At 33.6% G+C, this 20390-nt stretch carries 18 protein-coding genes, 3 pseudogenes and 1 riboswitch; of the genes and pseudogenes, 15 read left to right on the top strand and 6 right to left on the bottom strand.

Annotated elements, in window-relative coordinates:
• Nucleotides 1–123: 123 nt before the first annotated feature.
• On the top strand, nucleotides 124–894 hold the full coding sequence (locus QRE67_RS22605; RefSeq protein ID WP_286122420.1) for an ABC transporter ATP-binding protein: 771 nt from the start codon (nucleotides 124–126) through the stop codon (nucleotides 892–894).
• Entirely contained in the window at nucleotides 881–2830 is a 1950-nt protein-coding gene (locus QRE67_RS22600; RefSeq protein ID WP_286122419.1) for an ABC transporter permease, read from the top strand. Before QRE67_RS22605 ends, QRE67_RS22600 begins: the two co-directional genes overlap by 14 nt.
• A 26-nt stretch (nucleotides 2831–2856) precedes the next feature.
• Here the strand turns inward: QRE67_RS22600 and QRE67_RS22595 are convergent.
• Together QRE67_RS22595 and QRE67_RS22590 are read right to left on the bottom strand one after the other, a co-directional pair.
• A pseudogene (locus tag QRE67_RS22595) lies at nucleotides 2857–3174 on the bottom strand (transposase); the annotation flags it as partial.
• 13 nt (nucleotides 3175–3187) lie between these two features.
• Nucleotides 3188–4033: a MerR family transcriptional regulator gene (locus QRE67_RS22590; protein WP_286122418.1), complete on the bottom strand. Its 846-nt coding sequence runs from the start codon at nucleotides 4031–4033 to the stop codon at nucleotides 3188–3190.
• 218 nt (nucleotides 4034–4251) lie between these two features.
• Between QRE67_RS22590 and QRE67_RS22585 the strand changes: the two genes are divergently transcribed.
• The 5 genes and pseudogenes from QRE67_RS22585 (at nucleotide 4252) to QRE67_RS22565 (ending at nucleotide 8529) form a co-directional block, all read left to right on the top strand.
• A complete protein-coding gene (locus tag QRE67_RS22585) occupies nucleotides 4252–4881 on the top strand; it encodes a GNAT family N-acetyltransferase (RefSeq protein ID WP_286122417.1) in 630 nt (209 codons plus the stop codon).
• A 258-nt stretch (nucleotides 4882–5139) separates the two neighbouring features.
• Nucleotides 5140–6327 carry an MFS transporter gene (locus QRE67_RS22580; protein WP_286122416.1) on the top strand — a complete coding sequence of 396 codons (1188 nt, stop codon included), beginning with the start codon at nucleotides 5140–5142 and terminating at the stop codon, nucleotides 6325–6327.
• Between the two features lie 1064 nt (nucleotides 6328–7391).
• Nucleotides 7392–7577, top strand: a pseudogene (locus QRE67_RS22575) (FtsX-like permease family protein); the annotation flags it as partial.
• 195 nt (nucleotides 7578–7772) lie between these two features.
• Nucleotides 7773–7937: a helix-turn-helix domain-containing protein gene (locus QRE67_RS28950; RefSeq protein ID WP_286122415.1), complete on the top strand. Its 165-nt coding sequence runs from the start codon at nucleotides 7773–7775 to the stop codon at nucleotides 7935–7937.
• A gap of 1 nt (nucleotide 7938) precedes the next feature.
• The gene (locus QRE67_RS22565) at nucleotides 7939–8529 is read left to right on the top strand and encodes an RNA-guided endonuclease InsQ/TnpB family protein (protein WP_286122414.1); all 591 of its coding nucleotides are present in this window, start codon (nucleotides 7939–7941) and stop codon (nucleotides 8527–8529) included.
• Between the two features lie 414 nt (nucleotides 8530–8943).
• Here QRE67_RS22565 and QRE67_RS22560 read toward each other — a convergent pair whose 3' ends face one another.
• Nucleotides 8944–9123 (bottom strand): cold-shock protein, encoded by a 180-nt coding sequence (locus QRE67_RS22560; RefSeq protein ID WP_286122413.1) that lies wholly within the window; start codon nucleotides 9121–9123, stop codon nucleotides 8944–8946.
• A 323-nt stretch (nucleotides 9124–9446) separates the two neighbouring features.
• The gene (hpt, locus tag QRE67_RS22555) at nucleotides 9447–9977 is read right to left on the bottom strand and encodes a hypoxanthine phosphoribosyltransferase (protein ID WP_286122412.1); all 531 of its coding nucleotides are present in this window, start codon (nucleotides 9975–9977) and stop codon (nucleotides 9447–9449) included.
• A 666-nt stretch (nucleotides 9978–10643) separates the two neighbouring features.
• On the opposite strand from hpt, the gene QRE67_RS22550 reads away from it, so the two are divergent.
• The 5 genes from QRE67_RS22550 to QRE67_RS22530 all read left to right on the top strand — a co-directional run bounded on the left by QRE67_RS22550 (nucleotide 10644) and on the right by QRE67_RS22530 (nucleotide 14912).
• Nucleotides 10644–10976: a hypothetical protein gene (locus tag QRE67_RS22550; RefSeq protein ID WP_286122411.1), complete on the top strand. Its 333-nt coding sequence runs from the start codon at nucleotides 10644–10646 to the stop codon at nucleotides 10974–10976.
• A gap of 236 nt (nucleotides 10977–11212) precedes the next feature.
• Nucleotides 11213–11617 carry an LPXTG cell wall anchor domain-containing protein gene (locus QRE67_RS22545; protein ID WP_286122410.1) on the top strand — a complete coding sequence of 135 codons (405 nt, stop codon included), beginning with the start codon at nucleotides 11213–11215 and terminating at the stop codon, nucleotides 11615–11617.
• 94 nt (nucleotides 11618–11711) lie between these two features.
• Complete coding sequence (srtD, locus tag QRE67_RS22540; protein WP_286122409.1) at nucleotides 11712–12344, top strand: class D sortase, LPxTATN-specific; 633 nt, start codon at nucleotides 11712–11714, stop codon at nucleotides 12342–12344.
• Nucleotides 12345–12423: 79 nt separating this feature from the next.
• Nucleotides 12424–13113, top strand: coding sequence for a response regulator transcription factor (locus tag QRE67_RS22535; protein WP_286122408.1), 690 nt, complete (start codon nucleotides 12424–12426; stop codon nucleotides 13111–13113).
• Complete coding sequence (locus QRE67_RS22530; RefSeq protein ID WP_286122407.1) at nucleotides 13110–14912, top strand: sensor histidine kinase; 1803 nt, start codon at nucleotides 13110–13112, stop codon at nucleotides 14910–14912. Before QRE67_RS22535 ends, QRE67_RS22530 begins: the two co-directional genes overlap by 4 nt.
• A gap of 370 nt (nucleotides 14913–15282) precedes the next feature.
• Here the strand turns inward: QRE67_RS22530 and thiT are convergent, their stop codons facing one another.
• On the bottom strand, nucleotides 15283–15951 hold the full coding sequence (gene thiT, locus QRE67_RS22525) for an energy-coupled thiamine transporter ThiT (RefSeq protein ID WP_286122406.1): 669 nt from the start codon (nucleotides 15949–15951) through the stop codon (nucleotides 15283–15285).
• A gap of 92 nt (nucleotides 15952–16043) precedes the next feature.
• Nucleotides 16044–16145, bottom strand: a riboswitch (TPP riboswitch).
• Between the two features lie 187 nt (nucleotides 16146–16332).
• Between thiT and QRE67_RS22520 the strand changes: the two genes are divergently transcribed.
• From QRE67_RS22520 to QRE67_RS22510, 3 genes are read left to right on the top strand one after another with little or no spacing between them, the layout of a single operon-like run.
• Nucleotides 16333–16560, top strand: coding sequence for a FeoA family protein (locus tag QRE67_RS22520; protein ID WP_286122405.1), 228 nt, complete (start codon nucleotides 16333–16335; stop codon nucleotides 16558–16560).
• Nucleotides 16557–18545 (top strand): ferrous iron transport protein B, encoded by a 1989-nt coding sequence (feoB, locus tag QRE67_RS22515; protein WP_286122404.1) that lies wholly within the window; start codon nucleotides 16557–16559, stop codon nucleotides 18543–18545. Before QRE67_RS22520 ends, feoB begins: the two co-directional genes overlap by 4 nt.
• A gap of 16 nt (nucleotides 18546–18561) precedes the next feature.
• Nucleotides 18562–18723 carry a FeoB-associated Cys-rich membrane protein gene (locus tag QRE67_RS22510; protein WP_286122403.1) on the top strand — a complete coding sequence of 54 codons (162 nt, stop codon included), beginning with the start codon at nucleotides 18562–18564 and terminating at the stop codon, nucleotides 18721–18723.
• Nucleotides 18724–18953: 230 nt separating this feature from the next.
• Here QRE67_RS22510 and QRE67_RS22505 read toward each other — a convergent pair.
• A pseudogene (locus QRE67_RS22505) lies at nucleotides 18954–19100 on the bottom strand (YqbF domain-containing protein); the annotation flags it as partial.
• Nucleotides 19101–20390 lie beyond the last annotated feature (1290 nt).

Here is a 20390-nt window from a genome sequence, read left to right as displayed (position 1 = left end):
TTTAGTTTCTTCTTCTGGTTGCTCTTACATAACTGTCATGTTTGTGTAAGAAACATCGATAGTGACAACAGTAGAAGTGAGATATAGTCAGAATAGAAATGAGATGAAGTGGGGGATATAGAGATGAAAACGATATTAGAAGCGAAAAATATTACAAAAGTGTATGACACTGGTGGAAATAAATTTGAAGCGTTAAAAGGGATTAACTTACAAGTACAAGAAGGCGAGTTCGTTGGGATTATGGGGCCGTCCGGATCTGGTAAAACAACATTATTAAATGTTCTTTCTACAATTGATACAGCAACGAACGGTGAAATTTTAATAGATGGAAAAGATATTGTAAAAATGAATGATGATAAATTAGCGTTGTTTCGTCGTGACCATTTAGGGTTCATTTTCCAAGATTATAACTTATTAGATACGTTAACGGTGAAAGAAAATATTGCACTGCCACTTGCGTTATCAAAAGTAAAAGCAAGTGAAATTGATCGCCGTGTTCTTGAAATCTCGAAAAAGTTTGGGATTGATCATATCTTGCAGCAATATCCATACCAAGTATCTGGTGGACAGAAGCAGCGCTGTGCAGCATCTCGTGCGATTGTTACAAGCCCCAGTATGATTTTTGGGGATGAGCCAACAGGTGCATTAGATTCAAAATCAGCAACAGATTTATTAGAAAGTATGAAATCACTAAATGAATACGATAATTCAACAATCTTAATGGTAACGCATGATGCATTTGCAGCAAGTTATTGCAAACGTGTTATTTTCATTAAAGATGGTGAGTTATATAAAGAGTTACACCGAGGAGAATTAACGCGTAAACAATTCTTCCAACAAGTATTAGACATGATGTCCACAATCTCCGGGGGTGCAATAGATGACGTTATCTAGCATTGCCCTCCGCAATATACAGCGGAATTTTAAAGATTATTTTCTATACTTTGCTTCCATGATCTTTAGTATTGTTATTTACTTTACGTTTAAGGCACTAGAATACAATTCGCAGATGGAAAAAGCAGCGGAAGGATCGAAGAAGATTAGCGGTGCTTTCCAAGTTTCCAGTGTGATGCTCATTATTTTCGTTGCGGTATTTATTATATATTCTAACGGTTTCTTTACACGTAAGCGTAAAAAGGAAGTTGGATTATATTCATTACTAGGAATTCGTAAAAAACAAATTGGTAAAATGTTATTTTATGAAAATATGTTGATGGGGTTAATGTCATTAGTAATCGGGATTGCAATCGGTAGCTTACTTTCTAAGCTATTTCTTGAATTATTAGTAGGTATGATGGGACTCAACTTAAATGTTCATTTTGAAGTACCAATGGGAGCAATTATTGATACAACGCTTGTCTTTTTTGTCATTGTATTATATACATCGTTCCAAGGTTATCGCTTAATATATCGTTTCAAATTAATTGAACTTTTCCGTGCCGAGCGTGAAGGGGAAGTAATGCCAAAAGGCTCCATTGTTGTAGCATTACTTTCCGTCTTTTTAATTGGTTCTGGTTATTTCTTATCGCTGACATTTATAAAAGCTGTTAAGTACGCAGACTTTATGATGGTTGCTTTGTACATTCTACTTGCAACTGTGCTAGGTACGTACTTACTGTTTATGTTCTTTACAGTTATTGTTCTAAAAAGAGCAAAAAATAAGAAGTCGTCGTTTTATAACGGTATGAATATGGTAACAACGTCTCAGTTGTTATATCGTATTAAAGGAAATGCAAAATCACTTGCAACGATTGCGGTGTTAAGTGCTGTAACACTAACTGCGGTTGGTACATCTGTAACGATGTATTACAACGTGTTTACACAAGCGAAAACGTATGCACCATATAGTTTCTCTTATGAAAAGAAAGACGCGGCATTGGATAGCAAAGTAAATGCTATTCTTGATGAAGAAAAGAAAAATCATCCAGTGACGGATCAGTTTGAGATAGAGATGGTTCCTGTTAAAGGGAAGTTTGAAGGCGAAAAAGCAGATATGGGTATGAATACTCATTATCTTGTAACAGAGAAATACCAATTAGTATCACAATCAGCTTTCAATCAAGCTGCGAAAAAAATGGATGCAGAAGTCGTGAGTTTAACTGCAGGAGAAGCATTTGTATATGACGGAATGTATATCGAAGGGCATGAATTTAGTACGGTATACAAAGGAAATAAAGCGGTATTCCCTATTGGAAATGAAACAAAGACGTTAACAATTAAAGATGCAGAAGGTCGTAATGTTACGAACTTAGGTGAATTAGTTGTTGTTGTTCCGGATGAAGTGTACGAAGGAGCAAAAAAAGTAGCTGGAACACGCACTGTCAAAAATATTAATGTAAAAGATGAAAGAAACAGTAAAGCATTAACTGAAAAATTAACAAAAGTAATGCCGGCTGCAGAATCAGAAATTGTAACACCGTTTAGAGATTTCTACACTGGATTCCAAGCTGGACTTGAAGGAACTGGCTTGATGATGTTCATCGGTATTTTCTTAGGCCTCGTCTTCTTACTTGCAACAGGTTCTATCATTTACTTTAAACAATTAACAGAAGCAAGTGCAGACCGTGATCGTTACGTTGTACTTCGTAAAGTCGGTGTAACGAAACAAGAGATGAAAAAGGCAATTGCAAAACAAGTAAGATTTATCTTCGCAATTCCATTAGTAGTAGGGATTTTACACAGCTTGTTTGCATTAAAAGGTTTATCAATGTTAATGCCATTTGAAATTCTTATTCCGTTATTAATTAGCATCGGTGTGTATGGCGTTATTTATATTGGATATTACTTCTTAACAGTTCGTTCTTACTTTAATATCGTGAACTCGAAGTAATGAAAGAAGCAGCTATTGTTACAGGCAGTAGCTGCTTTTTTATCCTTTCCAATATAAGCGTCTGTTATTTCATAGAACTGCCCTGGTTTTAAGATATTCATAATGTGTTCTAAATCAACTTTGATGTACTGAGACTGTTTTTTTACTGTCTCATTTCGAAAGTATTCAGGAAACTCATTTTTGATATACACTATATTATTTAATTTAAGCCGCGATATATAATACACGTCACGTTGGTCCATTTGATCTAAATCGTCCAGTGAATAATAGCCTAAATCCCGAATACATAGGTCGCCAGGTCGTAATGTCGCTAAACACTCTGTTCCAAAGGTCTTCTGTTGTGATACCTACTTATCTTTAGTCAACTTCCTCATTATTTTCTATAAACATTTGAACTTGACAACTATAGGATTCTGTATTGAAGAAATCATTAAATAACTCCACTTCAATAAAACCTTTAATTTTTAAATTATTTTCTTTTACATATTTAACTATTTTTCTTCTACGTTCCTCCTCATTATCTTTACTATAGGCTAAAGTTAAATACTTCCCCTTTGGTAATATTTTCATATTTTGTTCAACTTCTATATTAGAATTCCCTTGAAATCCACTAAAAACATATTTTGGTTCTACATTACCATCTGAATTAAAGTTATATATGATTCCTCTTTCCATTGACATTTTCCACTCTTTATCTTGAATGATTTTCTCTAAGTCTGAATAGTAAAGTAGCTCCTTTAAACTTCCTACTTCTTTACATGGTGCTACAATTACATAACGCTGTTCAAAGAATTTAATAGATATTTCATCATTATTTAATATATCCTTAGAATTCTCTACCTGCGTATTTAAGGTATCAATGCTTTTGATTATTTCTTGCATTTTATTTATGTTTTCTTCTGCTTCATATCTTTTTAATTGTAAAAATTTTAGTAATTTATCAGTATTACAGTCCTTAAAAATCTCTTGAAGTTCTACTATACTAGTTCTTAACTCTCTACAATTTTTTATAATATCTATATAAATAAATTGATCTATAGAATAATATCTATAACCTGTTATTTCATCAATATATCTTGGAATGAGAATACCTATTTTATGGTAATATCTTAACGCTTTTATTGTAATGCCTTTCATTTTAGCAACTTCCCCAATAGAAAATAAGTTTTTCACCCTAATCACTTCCTTTATATTTTTTCTCATTGACTCTCCCCTTAGAGAAGACCTTATTATCATAATAAGCTATTTACAATACTATATATACATTTTAATTTTTCGACATATAAATCGCTGCTATGGAAAATACAACATGACCGCTACTTGCTTACTCCTTTTGTATTAAACCTTGCATCTGACCGCCTAAAAAGAAGGGGGTTTTTATGTCGGTTTTTTAATTCGTATATAAAAGGGAGTTTATAAACATGGATGAAGTAATATATAGAGGTCTAGTTAAAGAGGATTATGAATCTGTTAAAGAATTGATTGGTGAAGCATTTGGCTTCAATGAATTTATTAAAGATAGTAAATTTTTAGATTCAATATTAAACATCTATCTACAAAGTTGTATTTTAGGAAGTTCATTTAGCAAAGTAGCAGAAAGAAACAATAAGATTATTGGTGTTATTTTGGGGGATTCAAAAAAAGACAAGAATCGTTTAAAGAAAGCTCATAATACTTTAAGTCTTGCCTATACCATGCTTAAAGTGCTCATGGCTAATAAGGAGAATAAAAAATTCATAAAAGAATTCTCAAAAGTTCAAGACACATATAAAGAACTTATACAAGGAAAAGAAGATGATTTTCAAGGTTCTGTACAGTTATTTATTGTATCAGGGGAATCTAGAGGTCTTGGGGTTGGAAAGGCTCTAATGAATCATTTGTCTAATTATATGAAAAGTACGGATGTGAAATCTTTATATTTATATACAGATACTAGATGTAACTATGGATTTTATGACAGCCAAAACTTTGAACGTAAAAATGAAAAAGAAATTTATTTTGATTCAATTCAAGCAAAACTTAATGTATTTTTATACTGTTATAATTTTTAACTAATAGGGGTAGCACCATGCCCATCAACTCAAAAAAGTATCCTCCTCTCCAAATAATAAAAAATGTTATTCTTTCTAAACAAGTTAGCTGAGAAAGGCTGACGTTTTCTTATGAATCTACTGATCCAACATCAGAAGAGCTATATTTGTATTTACTGTATTGACATTAAAGTAACTTGAATGTTTACACTACTTATTAGTACAATAAAAAGTTTTTTTACGATTGTATTTAACTAACCATAGAATGAGGGAAGTAACATGATTGTAGGTAACAGAAAAAAATTATCTTTAGCCTTAGTATTATTCAATTTATTTATTGTATTTTTAGGTATTGGTCTTGTTGTTCCCATAATGCCATCTTATATGAAGACATTACAATTAGGTACTGACATTATGGGATATTTAATTGCTACGTTTGCATTTGTTCAACTACTAACATCCCCCATTGCTGGAGTATGGGTAGATACATTTGGTCGAAAGAAAATAATTATACTGGGATTATCCCTTTTTTCTTTCTCTGAATTTTTATTTGGAGTTGGAAATCATATATGGGTATTATTTCTTTCTAGAGCATTAGGCGGTATTAGTGCCGCATGTATGATGCCGGCAGTTATTGCTTTTATAGCTGATACAACTTCATTAGAAAACAGAGCAAAAGCATTAGGGTATCTATCAGCATCTATCAGTGCAGGGTTCATCATTGGCCCTGGGATTGGTGGATTTATATCTGATTTTGGCATACGTGCACCGTTCTTTTTTGCAGCTGTGATTTCCGGTATCGCTGCGTGTTTTTCAGTATTCATTTTGAAAGAACCTGTGTCTAAAGAGCAACGAAATAAAATGAGAGATAACAAAATACAAATAAGCTTTTTACAGGAAATTAAACAATCTTTTCACCCTTTATACTTTATCCCACTATTACTTGTCTTTGTTCTAGCATGTGGTTTATCAGCTTATGAACATATGTTTAGCTTTGTTGTTGATAAAAAGTTTGGTTTTACGCCCAAGGATATATCAACAATTATTGCAGTAAGCGCCATATTAGGAGTAGTAGTACAAATCTTATTCTTTGAAAAACTAGTAAAAAAATTTGGTGAAAAAAGAATCATTCAATGTAGCCTACTCATAGCTGCTATATATATTTTTGAGTCTGCATTTATTAGTAATTATTGGGCACTTATGATTGTAACGTTTATCGTCTTTTTGGCATGTGACTTACTCCGGCCGGCAATCACAACGTTACTTTCTAAAATAGCTGGAGAAAATCAAGGATTTGCCGGAGGGATGAATTCTACTTATACAAGCCTCGGAAATATGGTAGGGCCAGCACTGGGAGGTATCTTATTTAATGTAAATGTTAATCTTCCATATATCTTTGCGGGATTAATTCTTACTGCTGGTTTTGGCATAACTGTATTATGGAAGAGTAGAGCAAAAATGAATTAACATTTTTTGTACCAGAATTTAATGTAGTTCCTAAAAAAACCTGATGAATTGAACAAATAAAAGAATTGTAACCACAAAATATAGTGTGGTGAAAAGATATTTACTTATATATTATTATGATATCTAAATAATAATATATTTATTTGGAAATTGAGGTGAACATTATGGAAAGTTTAAAAATATTGAAATTTAACATATGCATTTTTGGAATATTATTTGTTACTAATAGCATTGACTTTATTTCTGAATTGCTAAAAGAACACACATTCAATTGGTTAGAGTTTCTATGTGCAATTGGATTTTTATTTGTATTTATAGTAGATTCGTTAGATCTTAAAAATAAAAATTATGAAACTCCATAATAATAAGAACCTACTAGAGGTACCGCCACATCGCTATCAAGCTAACAAAATAAAATACTCCCTAAAATGAAAAAATACGCTATTCTTTCTGTTGAATCATAGGAAAGGATGGCGTTTTTGTATGTCTATTTCTGTATCTGATGAATAAGAATCCCTGTGAGGTTAACATAATTGGTGTTAAGAAAAGTTTACATAATGTCCAAACCATATAATGTTGCTTAGAATATGATATATGAGAGAGATATGTATAGTTTGCCTTATACATACAAACATCTCCACCCTACATGGTAGCAACATTCGAACAAGCCTCCAATCTTGGAGGCGTTCCCCCCCTTTTTTCGTAAACGAGAAAGGTTTTCTATTTACACCCGAATTCAAATACTAATTGTGATCCGATTGTCGCAAAGTCAGTATGAGGGATAAATATAGTGGGCTCTGAGTATTCGCTCGCTTGGTTAGGTTCAGGGCATTGGTGATGGGATCGAAATAGCTGTAGTGGTTTCTAATTATTATCGCTTAATTTATTTGTGTATTTAAATTAAGTGAACTTTTCCACGCTGAGCGCGAAGGCGAAGTGATTCCGAAAGGATCAATTATAATGATGTTAATCTCAGTTTTCCTAATCGGTTCTGGTTATCGTTTATCCGTAACATTTGTAGAAGCAATTAAGGGGACAGATTCTTTCACGGTTGCTCTTTACATTTTATTTTCGTAATTCCATTAGTAGTTGGGATTTTACACAGCTTGTTTGCTTTAAAAGGGCTATCAGCGTTAATGCCATATGAAATTCTTATTCCATTATTAATGAGTATCGGTGTGTATAGCGTTATTTATATTGGATATTACTTCTTAACAGTTCGTTCTTACTTTAACAGTACTTCAACAGAAGTCCCCCTTCCTCAAGCACATGCAGGGCATAGCCCAGGTGGTAGGGAGGGGATGAATGTTGGTCGTGCATAGCACGAAATTTCTATTTCCTTTTTATGTCACATCATGTATGATAGTACTAGAAATAGATACGAACGTGTATTCTATTTTTGTGTTTAGGCATCTGAAACACTACAACGAAAAAAGAGGAAGGTGATGACAATGTTGCTAAGTCAAAAATACGAAATTTTCCCCACCAAAGAACAAAAAGAAATGTTAGAGCGTTGGCTACAATATTGCCGTCAAACCTATAATTCTGCTCTTTTAGACAGACAGAGAAAATATAAAGAAAGAAAACAAACAATCATACACACGTTCTGACATGCAAAAGCAACAAACAATAGATAAGAAAACCCATCCTTTTCTAAAAGAAGTGCCATCACAGCCTTTACAAGAAGTATTTTTACGACTGAAAAAGGCATATGATGGCTTTTTTCGTGAGGATTCCAAATATCCAAAATTGAAAAAGTATAAAGAATATAACAGTCTCACTTTCCCACAATTTGGATTCAAACTGAATGGGAAACACCGTTTCGCAATGTCATTTGCGGATAACGGAAAATTATATAACAAACGACTAGGAGAAATCGATATCCTTCTTCATCGTCCGATAGAAGGAACCATCAAACAACTGATTATCAAACGCCAATCCAAGAGATGGTACGCTGTTTTTAGTGTCGAAAGACAAGTTATACCTTCCTCTATTGATATGGCAAATACAATTGGTGTAGATGTTGGACTAAACAAATACGCTGTTCTTTCAAATGGAACGGCATTTGAAAATCCAAGATTTCTTCGTCAAAAAGAAAAGCAACTCAAAAAAGCACAGCGTAATCTTTCGAAAAAAAAGAAAGGCTCTGCAAACTATAATAAACAAGTAGAACGGGTTCGAAACCTTCACGAAAAGGGTTAGAGCAATTACTTGTGAGAACGACTGAAGCTGTAGGGCAAGGTTGTGTCCAAACAGTATAAACGACGCCTGTGGAGAGTATGTAAGACTGCTTGGGTAACCCCCCAAGCAGCAACGCTCTATGAAACAGGAAGCCCCTTCTTCAAACAACTCGTAAGAGTGTTAAGGAGGGGTCATTCACGATTGTGAGCGGAAAATAATGAGAGAAGCAGCTATTGGTACAGTTCTTATTAGTAAATAAAGAAAAGGCTTTGCGAGGTACGCAAAGCCTTTTTTGTACCTTTTATTTTAGATTCACATTTAGGAAATGGAATTGTATCGTAGGTAAGGAGAAAGAGAAATCCCTAAATGAGGGAAATTTCACTTCATTTGACTTCATAGTTGGGGAATTTAGGAGATGAAAAAGGTTTAGTTATTTTATAACTTCTGTAATAGGCGTTCTCCGCTTGTCATTTTACCTTTACATAAAGGACACTTTGGCTCTTCATCAAAAGAAAAGTTTTTACGCATCCATCCTAAACAGTCTTCCGTTTGGCATTCCCATACAGCTGTTTCCACGGGTTCTTCTACAGGGGTATTATTTTTTCTCCAATACATAAAATCGCTCCTCTTAAGTAAAGTATCATTTTAAAAAAAAAATAAAAAGGTTGTTAACGTTTTTGTGTTAACAACCTTTAATACTTTTAATTATAAAGTTTTTTTTATAAAAATGCGAACTTTAATAAATTCCAAAATATAACGGAGTAAATTATCACGCATTAATGATAGTAATATCGCCACCTTAAAGTTCTGCAAGAAGCAAGGAAGTTAGGTGGCGGATAAGCTAAAAGCCCGATAGGTAAAGACTAATGATCAGTGAAGGATGAAGAACTCACCACTGATTAAAGTTTCGCTTTATATGAAACAGTTCAGTCTATCTATTATTTATCTGTTGCAACCGCCGCGATATATGGAAGGTTACGATATTTTTCTGCACAGTCGATGCCGTAGCCAACAATAAATTCATCCGGAATTTGGAAGCCTACGTATTCTGCTTTTAAATCGACTTTACGGCGCTCTGGTTTATCAAGTAATGTACAAAACTTCAATGTTTTTGGTTTATGCATGAAGAAATGGTCTTTTAAGAAGTGAAGCGTTAAGCCAGAATCGATAATATCTTCCACAACAATTACATTTTTACCTGTAATGTTCACATCGATATCTTTCAATAATTTTACTTTTCCAGTTGATTCTGTTTGGTTGCCATAACTAGATGCAGAGATAAAGTCGATTGTTACTTCGTTTTTAATGTGGCGAATTAAATCAGCAGCAAAGACGAAAGAACCTTTTAATACAGCGATAACAACGATTTCTTCTCCTGCAAAATCGCGCTCGATTTCTAGAGCAAGTTCTTTTACTTTTGCTTGTAATGTTTCTTCAGAGATTAAAGTATCTTTTATTTCAATATTCATTGGGATCCTCCTACAGTGTAAAACTTATGAACATTTTGACTGTAAAGGATTGATGCGAAAAAGTCAAAAAAGAGAAGTAAATAACGATTTTACGGATATTGATTACGGAAAATTTAGATTAAAATAAATTTAAGAAGAGGGAGGTTAGTTATGAAAAAGATAATCTCAAGGATTGTTATGATTCCCGTTGTTTTTTATATGATACTTTTATTTTGTATGACGAAAATAGTCAATGGATATAAAGCGAAACTTTGATCAATAGGGATTTTCTTCATCTCGTATCTATATAAATCCATTTTGATTTTTCGACATATAAGCCGCGGCTATGGATCACAAAAGGTGACCTGCACTCGTTTTCTCTCTTTGTTTTCACTATGTCTGGGCAGGAAAAGGATCTGACCGCTTCTATGCATGAACGGATGCTCTCTCCCACCTAAAAAGAAGGGTTTTATGTCGTTTTTTTAATTTGTATTTATATAACTTCTTTTGCTGTTTACATTTTTGCTGCGGCTTTTTATTTCTTACAAAAATGTAAGGTAGTTTGTAAGACAAATCGATAGTTGAGAAGCATAGTTTTGTATACACTTACATATGTAAGGTAAAAAGGCAGACACATTTTAGGTAAGGCAAGTTTTAGGCACTATATGTGAAAAGGAGTAGGAGGGAATGGAAAAACGTTGGACGACCCTTGCTTTGTTATCAACTAGTCATACTGTTACGTTAGCAGGAGATATGAGTTTTTCGTATTTGTTTGATCGAGAAAAAGATCATTCTTCTTCAAAGTTTACAATGAAGTGGTGTAAATGGAATGAGAATTGTAAAAAGAGAGAAGAGACCCCTAATAAAGAGCGAAGAGTCATTTTTACAAACCCTATTAAAGCATGGGTTGTTCAGCGTCATAAGTGTAACGTCAATAATCACTTAAAGAAAACTGAGCCGAGACAAATAGTTATCGTTCCGGACTCTTCTATTCTGAAATCACATGAAAGTAACAATTAGATACTGAAACACCGGGAAAAGTATTGTAGAGAAAATCTACAATGCTTTTTTGTTCTTTTTGGATCCCTTTTAAACGGAAAGGCATGCTATTCACAATAGGGGAATTTTGTATTTTTAATATAAATTTAATCTTTAAAAGAAATCCATTTCATCTGCATCTCATATTTACATAACGGATATATTCTATGAATACATCCGATGCGATGTGAAAAAAGTATACTAAGGAGAGACATAAAATGAAAAAGAAACTTTTACCAATCTGTGCGATGGCACTTTTATCAGTAGGGTATTCTTCAGTGGCAAGTGCGTCTACTGGAACAATGACAAAAGAAGAAGTAGCACAAGTACAGCAAGATACGACGAAAAAAGAAGCAGCAATGCAAGAACAACAAAAACAAGATCAAATGAAAAAAGAAGCGGCAATGCAAGAACAACAAAAACAAGATAAGATGAAAAAAGAAGCAGCAATGCAAGAACAACAAAAACAAGATAAGATGAAAAAAGAAGCAGCAATGCAAGCTACAAAAGGTGAGAAGCTACCAAATACAGCATCAAATAGCGTAACAATGATGGTATTAAGCGCATGTCTTGTAGCATTAGGATCAGTATTTGGATTTACTCGCCGTAAAATCAAAGCGTAAAACGAATTTCTTATTAGCCTATGGAAAGTAGGATAATTTCATATATTAAAAATGGTAGGATAACCCTACCATTTTTTGCATGGAGGGATTAAAAGTGAGACTTGTAAATCGTATTGGATTATGTTGTATGATAGTTGGTATTTTTATGGGAACGTATTATTTTTTTGAGTGGTACAAAGGGAAAAGTGCTGCGCAAGATTTAACAACAGAAGAAATAAAGCATTTTGAGAAGATAGAACCAAAACAACATTCCGCGGAAACGCTTGTGAATTCTCAAGTACCATCCTCTCAAATGCAATATAAAGAAGGGGAGAAAGTAGCTATATTAAATATCCCAAAAATAAAGAAAAAGTTTTCTGTATATTGGGGAGCGAATGATACCACGTTAAAAAAAGGAGTAGGTATGTTTGTGAGTGATATTACAACTGCTCCATCTGAAGGGGGTCACACAGTACTGAGTGGACATCGCGATACTGTATTTACAGAGCTAGGGGAGCTTAAAGAAAAAGATAGCCTTATTGTAGAATATGATAATAATATTTACACGTATGAAATTCAAAAAATGTGGATTACACATGCAGATGATCGTACAGTTATTGTAAAGAAAGAAGAACCAACATTAACGCTGACAACTTGCTATCCATTCGATTATATAGGTGATGCACCAGATCGATATATTATTGAAGCGAAGTTAATTTCTAGCGATCCGAAAGTGAAATTACAGTAATCTAACTGCTAAATATTTTGGAATCAAAAAGAAAAAGAAGATAATCTGTTGCTTAGAATGAGAGAAGGGGAAATAAAACATGACAAAAACAATTTTAATTGTTGAGGATGAAGATATTTTACGCGAAATATTGAAAGATTATTTTCTAAATGAACAATATAAAGTACTTGAGGCAAGAGATGGGAAAGAAGCTTTATCCTTGTTTGAAGAAAAAGAGGTTCATTTAGTTATTCTTGATATTATGTTACCAGAATTAGATGGTTGGTCTGTTTGCCGAAGAATTCGTAAGACATCTCAAGTTCCAATTATTATGCTGACAGCACGTGTAGATGAAGATGATACGTTACTTGGATTTGAGTTAGGTGCAGATGATTATGTAGCAAAACCATATAGTCCACCGATTTTATTGGCAAGGGCAAAGCGATTACTTGAAAGCCGAGCGCTTACAAGTAAATCTCCAAGTAATGATAATGATACGTTATCTATTAAGGGGATTTGCGTCCACTTTCCATCACGTATCGTTACGATAGATGGAGTCGATGTTAATTTAACGCATACGGAATTTGAGATATTAACGTATTTCATGAAGAATCAAGGAATTGTTTTGACAAGAGAGCAATTGATTTCAAGAATTTGGGGATATGAATTTGCTGGTGATGACCGGACAGTGAATAGTCATATCCGTAATTTACGAAATAAATTAGGAGATAAAGCAAAGTACATTACGACTGTTGTTCGGATGGGGTATAAATTTGAGGGGAATGTATGAGAAAAGGGATTGTACTCAAATTATTTATTCTTACAACAGCACTATGCATGTTGATTTTAGCGACGATTTTTATTGGACAAACGATATTTTTTAAACAATATTATGCCAACAGAAAGGTAAATGATATTCAAACGAACATAAGCTCTTTTGAGAGAGGATATTTGAATAGCGGAGGTAACATAGAATCAATTCGAAAACTTGAGCAAGATTTTTATCGAGAAAATAATACGTGGATCACAACATTAGATAGCGATGGGAATTTAAAACATGCCGATGATTTTTATTTAGAAGTAAAGCTGGATCGACTGTCCCAGAAAGAGTTTGGAAAAACAAACATTAAAGTTCCTCTATATAATCTTATGGGGATAGAAGAGGTTGAAAATGAAAAACTACCACATTTTTCAGGATTACAAATTTCTGTTTATGGAATAAATAGAGATTCTACCTTCGTTCCGGCTGGATTAAGTCTATACAAGGGAGGGACAAATTGGTCCAATAAACCCCTGAATAAGAAAATAAATGATATGCAAACTAAAGTTAAAGAAGAAAAGAAAAGTGCTGATCAAGTTCCTAGTACTGCTTTTTTAGGAACTATTACAAAAATTCAACTACCTGATAGCAAAGGAATGTCGAATTTCCTTTATAAAAATACTCTATTTTTGGAGAGTATAAAAGAGTTTCAAGCAAACTTACTGTTAAATGAAAGTAAAGATACCAATGATTCCTTACAGATAATTGACTATGAAAAAAATGATATAAAATATAAATTGTTAATAGAACCGATAAAAGAAAAAGATGGCTCATTCACATATATATTTGCAATGGCCTCCTTACAGCCAGTAGATGAAGCAGTACAAATGGTAAAGGATTATTATGTATATATCATTGCGTTTGTATTAGTACTTATTTTTCTTGCTTCTTTCTATTATTCAAAACAAATTGCAAAACCGTTATTACGAATAAATGATACAACGAAAAAAATTGCACATTTAGATTTCACGGAAAGAATCCCGATTACTTCAAAAGATGAGATTGGAGATTTATCGGAAAATATTAACATGCTATCTAATACACTACATTCACATATTGGACAACTGGAACAAGACATCGAAAAAGAAAGAAAGTTAGAAAACACACGGAAAGAGTTTATTGCAGGTGTATCACATGAACTGAAAACTCCTCTAAGTATTATGAAAAGCTGCATTTCTATCTTAAAAGATGGGGTCGCTGAGCATAAGAAAGAATATTATTTTCAAGCGATGGAAAAAGAAGTAGATAAGATGGATATGTTAATTTTGGACATGCTGGAGTTAGCTAAATTTGAATCCGGCACATATAAAATGAAAATGGATACTTTTTATATTGATGGAGTTATTGAGCATATATGTGAACAGCTATCATTAGAGATAGAGAAAAAAGAACTACATGTTTACAAACATGTATCTCCATTTGAAGTTATTGCCAATCAACATCGCATTGAACAAGTAATTATCAACTTCATTACGAATGCAATCCGTTATACGCCGGAAAAAGAAGATATTATTATTTCCACAATAGATGAACCAAATCGAGTAAAGGTTTGTATAGAAAATAAAGGTGCTCATATTCAAGAAGAGCAATTAGATAAAATTTGGGATCGTTTTTATCGGATAGATACGGCTCGTCAGCGTTCAAAAGGTGGAACGGGGCTTGGGCTTGCCATTTCTAAAAATATTTTAGAACTTCATGGCGTAGAGTATGGTGTAAATAATACAGAAGATGGTGTGCTGTTTTATTTTTATTTACAGAAAAAAGTGTAGAAAGGACATTCTACACTTTTTTTAATTTTTTTTGATAATATCTTTATCTTATCTTTATGTTTCAAACGTATAATTTCAATAGAAAATGAGTTTTTTAAGGAGTAGATTAGCCGTGAATAGCAATTTACTAAGTGTAATGGTATTTATTTTCTTTTGTGCATTTATTATATTTATTATTGACATAACTCAGTGAATCTATTAACAGAAAATATGAAAATACAATTTTATAGGTTGAAAATTCTCCGTATTGCAAGAGTATTATTGTAGTAGGATGAGTACATTTCTTATATTGAATTGTCTTTCGTCTTACTTACATGTATGTAGTGTTTCTGAAAATATAGTTTGATTTAGTGAAAAAGAAGGGTGCTATTTAGGCACTCTTCTTTTTTGAATTCATATGATGTGCACCAATACTTTTGAATAAGCGAGGTGATGTTGTAAATAAAAGGAGTAGTAACACTGTACATAACCCGAAAGAAGCAAGCATTGTACTACCGTTGACGATTAACGAATATAGGACAGCGGATTGTCCTGGCGGTGCGTATTTTCCAAAAAAGATAACGCCAGCAATAAAATGACAGAAATAGCGTGCAAAGCTACCGATAAATGTAGCAATGATAATATATACAAGAGCTTTTTTTCTTTGATTGCCCGCTGATATAGGTTTGTCTTTTCGACTATCAAAGTTAGATTCGTCTTGATTATTTTTTTGCTGATTTGCAAGTGCCTTTTGAATGGGACGATAGAATAAACCAGCAAAACCGATAAAAGCAAATGCAATGAAGTACTCAATAAACGCTTGTACAGGCGTTAAAATATAAGCATCGCCGACTACGATTTGTAGTAGCCCCCAAATTAAGCCGCCTAAGAAAGCCTTTTTAAATCCCCAGCGGTAAGCGATAATAAAAATAGGAATCATAGCAAATGAGATAGAACCGCCTGTTGGAAGTTTAATCGATAGTGGTAAAATGTCGATGATCAAGGCAAAGGCTGCAAGGATTGCAGATTCAATCATCGCTTGTAAATTGGTGTTACGCATGTTGTTATTCCCCCTAGATCCAAGTTGCACAAAAAAAGAAGAATTACCATAGGGAGATATGAAATACGTATGTAGAAAATGATGAGGTATGTATTTCAACGTTTGCACAATTCCTACGTTAGCATTAACTAACAGGTTCAAAGGGTCGGAACGAAGTGTTCCCTCTCAGCAACGGGGCTCCCCCTGTGATAACGAGATTCTTTATTTGTTAGGTTCATTGTAATGGAAATGGATGAGAATGACAAATGGACATTTAGGTATTTAAATATAATTGTACGAAAATGTTAATAAATATGAAGGGAAAAGCTATAGTACTTGATAAATAGAATATGATACAATTTTTTTGAAAATAATTATCATTCTCTTTTGAGGGGGGAGATTATGAGTTTAGTTGAGATAAGTATAGGTGAAAAGGTACGAGTGAAAAATTTACAGGCGCTTGATAAATTATTGAAAAGACGTTTAGCTGCATTTGGCCTATCAGAGGGTTGCGAGCTTCGTATAAAACAAAAGGCAATGTTCAATGGCCCTTGTACATTAGAGTGCCGTGGACAATTAATTAGTATTCGTCATTGTGACGCGAAAATGATAAAGGTGGAATTAGCGTGAATAAGGTTGCTTTGCTAGGGAATCCGAATACCGGAAAAACATCATTATTTAATGCGCTTACTGGTTCCTATGAATATGTAGGGAACTGGAGCGGAGTAACGGTAGAAAAGAAAGTTGGTAAGTTAAAAGATAAGCAAGGAACATTAATTGATTTACCAGGCGTATATGACTTAAATCCAGTTTCCCGTGATGAAGGAGTCGTTACCAAATTTCTATTAACAGAAGAATTTAATCATATGCTAAATATTGTAGACTCTTCTCAATTTGAGCGTAATATGCATTTGACTCTGCAATTATTAGAATTTGGTAAGCCACTTTCTATCGGGTTAAATATGGTCGATGTTGCGAAGCAGCGCGGGATTATAATTGATGCAAAAAAACTAGCGGAAATGCTCGGTGTAACAGTCGTTCCTGTTGTTGCGAGAAGTGGAAAAGGCTGCGATGAATTACTAGCTACTCTTCATGAGAGTGGGAAGAAGAAAGGAAAAACTTTTATTCTTTCTTACGGTAAAAACGTAGATGCAGGCATTGCACAATTAATAGACATATTAGGGCAAGCAAATTATGAGCATCCAAGATGGCTTGCACTTCAATTTTTAAGCAATAATGAAGTGGTAGAACAAGAGTTAAATCAATTGTCTACTTATAAAGAACTGGTAGCCATTCGATCGGCACTAGAAGCAGAACTTGACGTGACGTTGGAGCAGTATATTTATAATGCACGTGCAGCGTATATTGAAAAGTTAAAAACGAGTGTCATTCGTCGTGAAAAAGAAGGGAGTATTCCTTTTTCTGAAAGAATTGATCAGTTAATTACACATAAAGTTTTAGGACTTCCAATCTTTTTAGCAGTTATGTTTTTTATTTTTCAGGTTACGTTTACGTGGATTGGGACACCTTTATCGGATATACTTGATGGATTTCTCGGTGGGCAGTTCACAGATTGGGTCACAGCAGGACTTGCAAATATCGGAGCATCTGAGTTTATTCAAGCTCTCGTTACAGAAGGGATTATTGCTGGTGTTGGGGCTGTATTAGTATTCGTTCCACAAATTTTTGCGTTGTTCTTCTTTATTTCGTTATTAGAAGACTCAGGTTATATGGCACGAATTGCCGTTGTAATGGACCGTATTATGGAGTACTTTGGTTTAAATGGAAAAGCGTTTATTCCGATGATCATAGGTTTCGGTTGTAACGTACCAGGGATTATGGCAGCGAGAACAATTGAACAAGAGAAAGAGAGATTACTTACCGTTTTAGTAACACCATTTATGTCTTGTTCGGCACGGTTACCTGTATATGCATTATTTGCGGGAGTCTTTTTCCCTCATAGTCAAGCGATGGTCGTGTTCTCTTTATACATTGCAGGTATTGTACTCGCATTATTAGTTACAAAGGTAATGTCTCTTACCGTTTTAAAAGAAGAAAAATCTATTTTTGTTATCGAGCTTCCACCTTACCGTGTGCCACAAGCAAAAACATTATGGCTTAGTACTTGGGAAAAAGGAAAAGGTTTCGTACGTAAAGCAGGTACGTTTATCTTTGGTGGTTCTGTCGTCATTTGGCTACTAAACTACGCGGGGCCATCGGGATTTGGCGTAGATATGGGGGATAGTTTCTTGGCGATGATTGGTGGTTTCGTGGCACCAATTTTAGCGCCGCTCGGTTTTGGAACATGGCAAGCAGCGGCGTCATTATTAACAGGATTTTTAGCAAAAGAAGTTGTCGTTTCTACAATGGCAATCATTTATGCTGTTAAAGAAGATGTATTAGGAAATGTAATGGGTACGCACTATACTGCATTATCAGCATATGCGTTCATGTTCTTCATTTTGTTATACGTTCCATGTTTAGCGACAGTAGCCGTTATTCGCCGTGAAACAGGATCTGTAAAGTGGACAATTTTCTCTGTTGTTTATCCACTTATTGTTGCTTATGTATTAACGTTCGTTATATATCAAGTCGGATCCTTACTTGGATTCTAGAAGGAGATGTATCATAATGATAGTCAATATTGTAATTGGAGCTGTCATTTTTGGGTATGCAGGATATACGTTAATCAATTTTGTAAAGAGAAGTAAAAAAGGAAAATGTGCAGCGTGTTCGCTGAATAAGTCATGTCAGTCAAATAGTTGTAGTCCTGATATGACTGCTCATAAGTAGTTAAACGGAAGTTAATCTAGATATTTTATCAAAAGTCAAGGTTATAGGTAATTAACTTAATACTAAAGGTATATAATGTTACACATTATATATACAGTAAAAGAGAAGGATAGATACAAGCAAAGAATATTAGCTTTATCTATCCTTTTTTGTATTACATATGACCTCATTCACACAAATGTTTGACTAGACGACGAATGCCTATTTTCCTTGTTCTTTTTTATAATGGGAGAGCTCTCGTCTTTGCGTACTTCAAAAAAATCATTTTTGCACAGGTATTTAAAAATTTTTTGTGTAACTTGTTCCTCTTGATGTAATAAGAAACGATGATCAAAGGCATAGAAAGATTGTCCCTTAATTAATTTCACATAATACATCATACATACCTCCACTATATCAGGATACGGATCTAAATAGTTTTTATTAGAATAACCCATAAATTGGTTATTGATACCAAAATATTAAAGGGATTTATCAGTGATTTTTACAAATGGAAGTTTCACTTTATCGGGTTGTAAAAAGATAGGAAGAAAAGGGATCTATATAAATCCATTTTGATTTTTCGACATATAGCCGCGGCTATAGATAACAAAAGGTGACCTGCACTCGTTTTCTCTCTTTGTTTTCACTATGTCTGGGCAGGAAAAGGATCTGGCCGCTTCTATGCATGAACGGATGCTCTCTCTCACCTAAAAAGAAGGGTTTTATATCGGTTTTTTAATTTGTATTTATATAGTAAGTAATTGTATGCAAGCACTTTCTTAAGATAGATATGCTAGGTTCGTTAAAATATAAAAGGGAGAAGAATGATAAACATTCTTCTCCCTTTGTGCGTAATTAGGGTTGCATTATTAATAGATATGCGTTGTTATGAATCGTTGGATGAACAATTCACCTTTATAATTATAACAAAATAAACCATTTATATTTTATGAAATATTGCATATTAAAATGTATTGATATTGATATAAACGCTCACTATAATAGGGATATAAAGATTCACTACATTTTAATATAAGATAAAAGGAGGTAAATAGTATGGAAATCGCAATGGCTGTTTTAAAATTTGTAGGTGCAGTAATTCCAATGGTACAAGAACTTTTAAAAGCATTCATGTAAGTTTATCATTTTGCACTTATCTGTAAAAATTATCACACAAATGATCTGTACATCAAAGGATAATTGATGTACAGATCATTTGTGTGGGCATTTTTTAGAAAAGAAAAAGGATCCCAATAGTCAGAAGGGATTCTTTTTTAGTTTAATTACGGCATTAATATTTTTGCTACCTATAACGGATTTTATGTCAACCTCGCATAAATACGGTATACAATGTATTTTCTTCATTTTTTAATAGGCTTTATTAAACTTTAGTGTTCATTTTTATACCAAAGTAAAAACACTTTCTCGTAAACGAGAAAGTGTTCTAATGCCTCCAAGATTGGAGGCTTGTTCGAATGTTGATACCATGTAGGGTGGAGATGTTTGTGCGTATAAGGCAAACTATACATATATCTTTCATACATCATATTCTAAACAAAGTTATATGGTTTGGACATGTTGTGTGAATTTCCGATAAAATTGATTATATAAAAGAAGTTGACTTGAAATTTCCAATAGCCAAAAATAATAATTGTAATTAACTACCATATTAGATAGATATTAAA

The organism is Bacillus sp. DX3.1 (assembly GCF_030292155.1).
Taxonomy (GTDB): Bacteria; Bacillota; Bacilli; order Bacillales; family Bacillaceae_G; genus Bacillus_A.
This window is presented reverse-complemented; position numbering and strand designations above follow the sequence as displayed.

What these genes read in the sequence shown, in the direction of transcription:
- QRE67_RS22605 (WP_286122420.1), top strand. Translation starts at nt 124, where the DNA reads ATGAAAACGATATTAGAAGCGAAAAATATTACAAAAGTGTATGACACT.
- QRE67_RS22600 (WP_286122419.1), top strand. Translation starts at nt 881, where the DNA reads ATGACGTTATCTAGCATTGCCCTCCGCAATATACAGCGGAATTTTAAA.
- QRE67_RS22590 (WP_286122418.1), bottom strand. Translation starts at nt 4,033, where the DNA reads ATGAGAAAAAATATAAAGGAAGTGATTAGGGTGAAAAACTTATTTTCT.
- QRE67_RS22585 (WP_286122417.1), top strand. Translation starts at nt 4,252, where the DNA reads ATGGATGAAGTAATATATAGAGGTCTAGTTAAAGAGGATTATGAATCT.
- QRE67_RS22580 (WP_286122416.1), top strand. Translation starts at nt 5,140, where the DNA reads ATGATTGTAGGTAACAGAAAAAAATTATCTTTAGCCTTAGTATTATTC.
- QRE67_RS28950 (WP_286122415.1), top strand. Translation starts at nt 7,773, where the DNA reads ATGACAATGTTGCTAAGTCAAAAATACGAAATTTTCCCCACCAAAGAA.
- QRE67_RS22565 (WP_286122414.1), top strand. Translation starts at nt 7,939, where the DNA reads ATGCAAAAGCAACAAACAATAGATAAGAAAACCCATCCTTTTCTAAAA.
- QRE67_RS22560 (WP_286122413.1), bottom strand. Translation starts at nt 9,123, where the DNA reads ATGTATTGGAGAAAAAATAATACCCCTGTAGAAGAACCCGTGGAAACA.
- hpt (WP_286122412.1), bottom strand. Translation starts at nt 9,977, where the DNA reads ATGAATATTGAAATAAAAGATACTTTAATCTCTGAAGAAACATTACAA.
- QRE67_RS22550 (WP_286122411.1), top strand. Translation starts at nt 10,644, where the DNA reads ATGGAAAAACGTTGGACGACCCTTGCTTTGTTATCAACTAGTCATACT.
- QRE67_RS22545 (WP_286122410.1), top strand. Translation starts at nt 11,213, where the DNA reads ATGAAAAAGAAACTTTTACCAATCTGTGCGATGGCACTTTTATCAGTA.
- QRE67_RS22535 (WP_286122408.1), top strand. Translation starts at nt 12,424, where the DNA reads ATGACAAAAACAATTTTAATTGTTGAGGATGAAGATATTTTACGCGAA.
- QRE67_RS22530 (WP_286122407.1), top strand. Translation starts at nt 13,110, where the DNA reads ATGAGAAAAGGGATTGTACTCAAATTATTTATTCTTACAACAGCACTA.
- thiT (WP_286122406.1), bottom strand. Translation starts at nt 15,951, where the DNA reads ATGCGTAACACCAATTTACAAGCGATGATTGAATCTGCAATCCTTGCA.
- QRE67_RS22520 (WP_286122405.1), top strand. Translation starts at nt 16,333, where the DNA reads ATGAGTTTAGTTGAGATAAGTATAGGTGAAAAGGTACGAGTGAAAAAT.
- QRE67_RS22510 (WP_286122403.1), top strand. Translation starts at nt 18,562, where the DNA reads ATGATAGTCAATATTGTAATTGGAGCTGTCATTTTTGGGTATGCAGGA.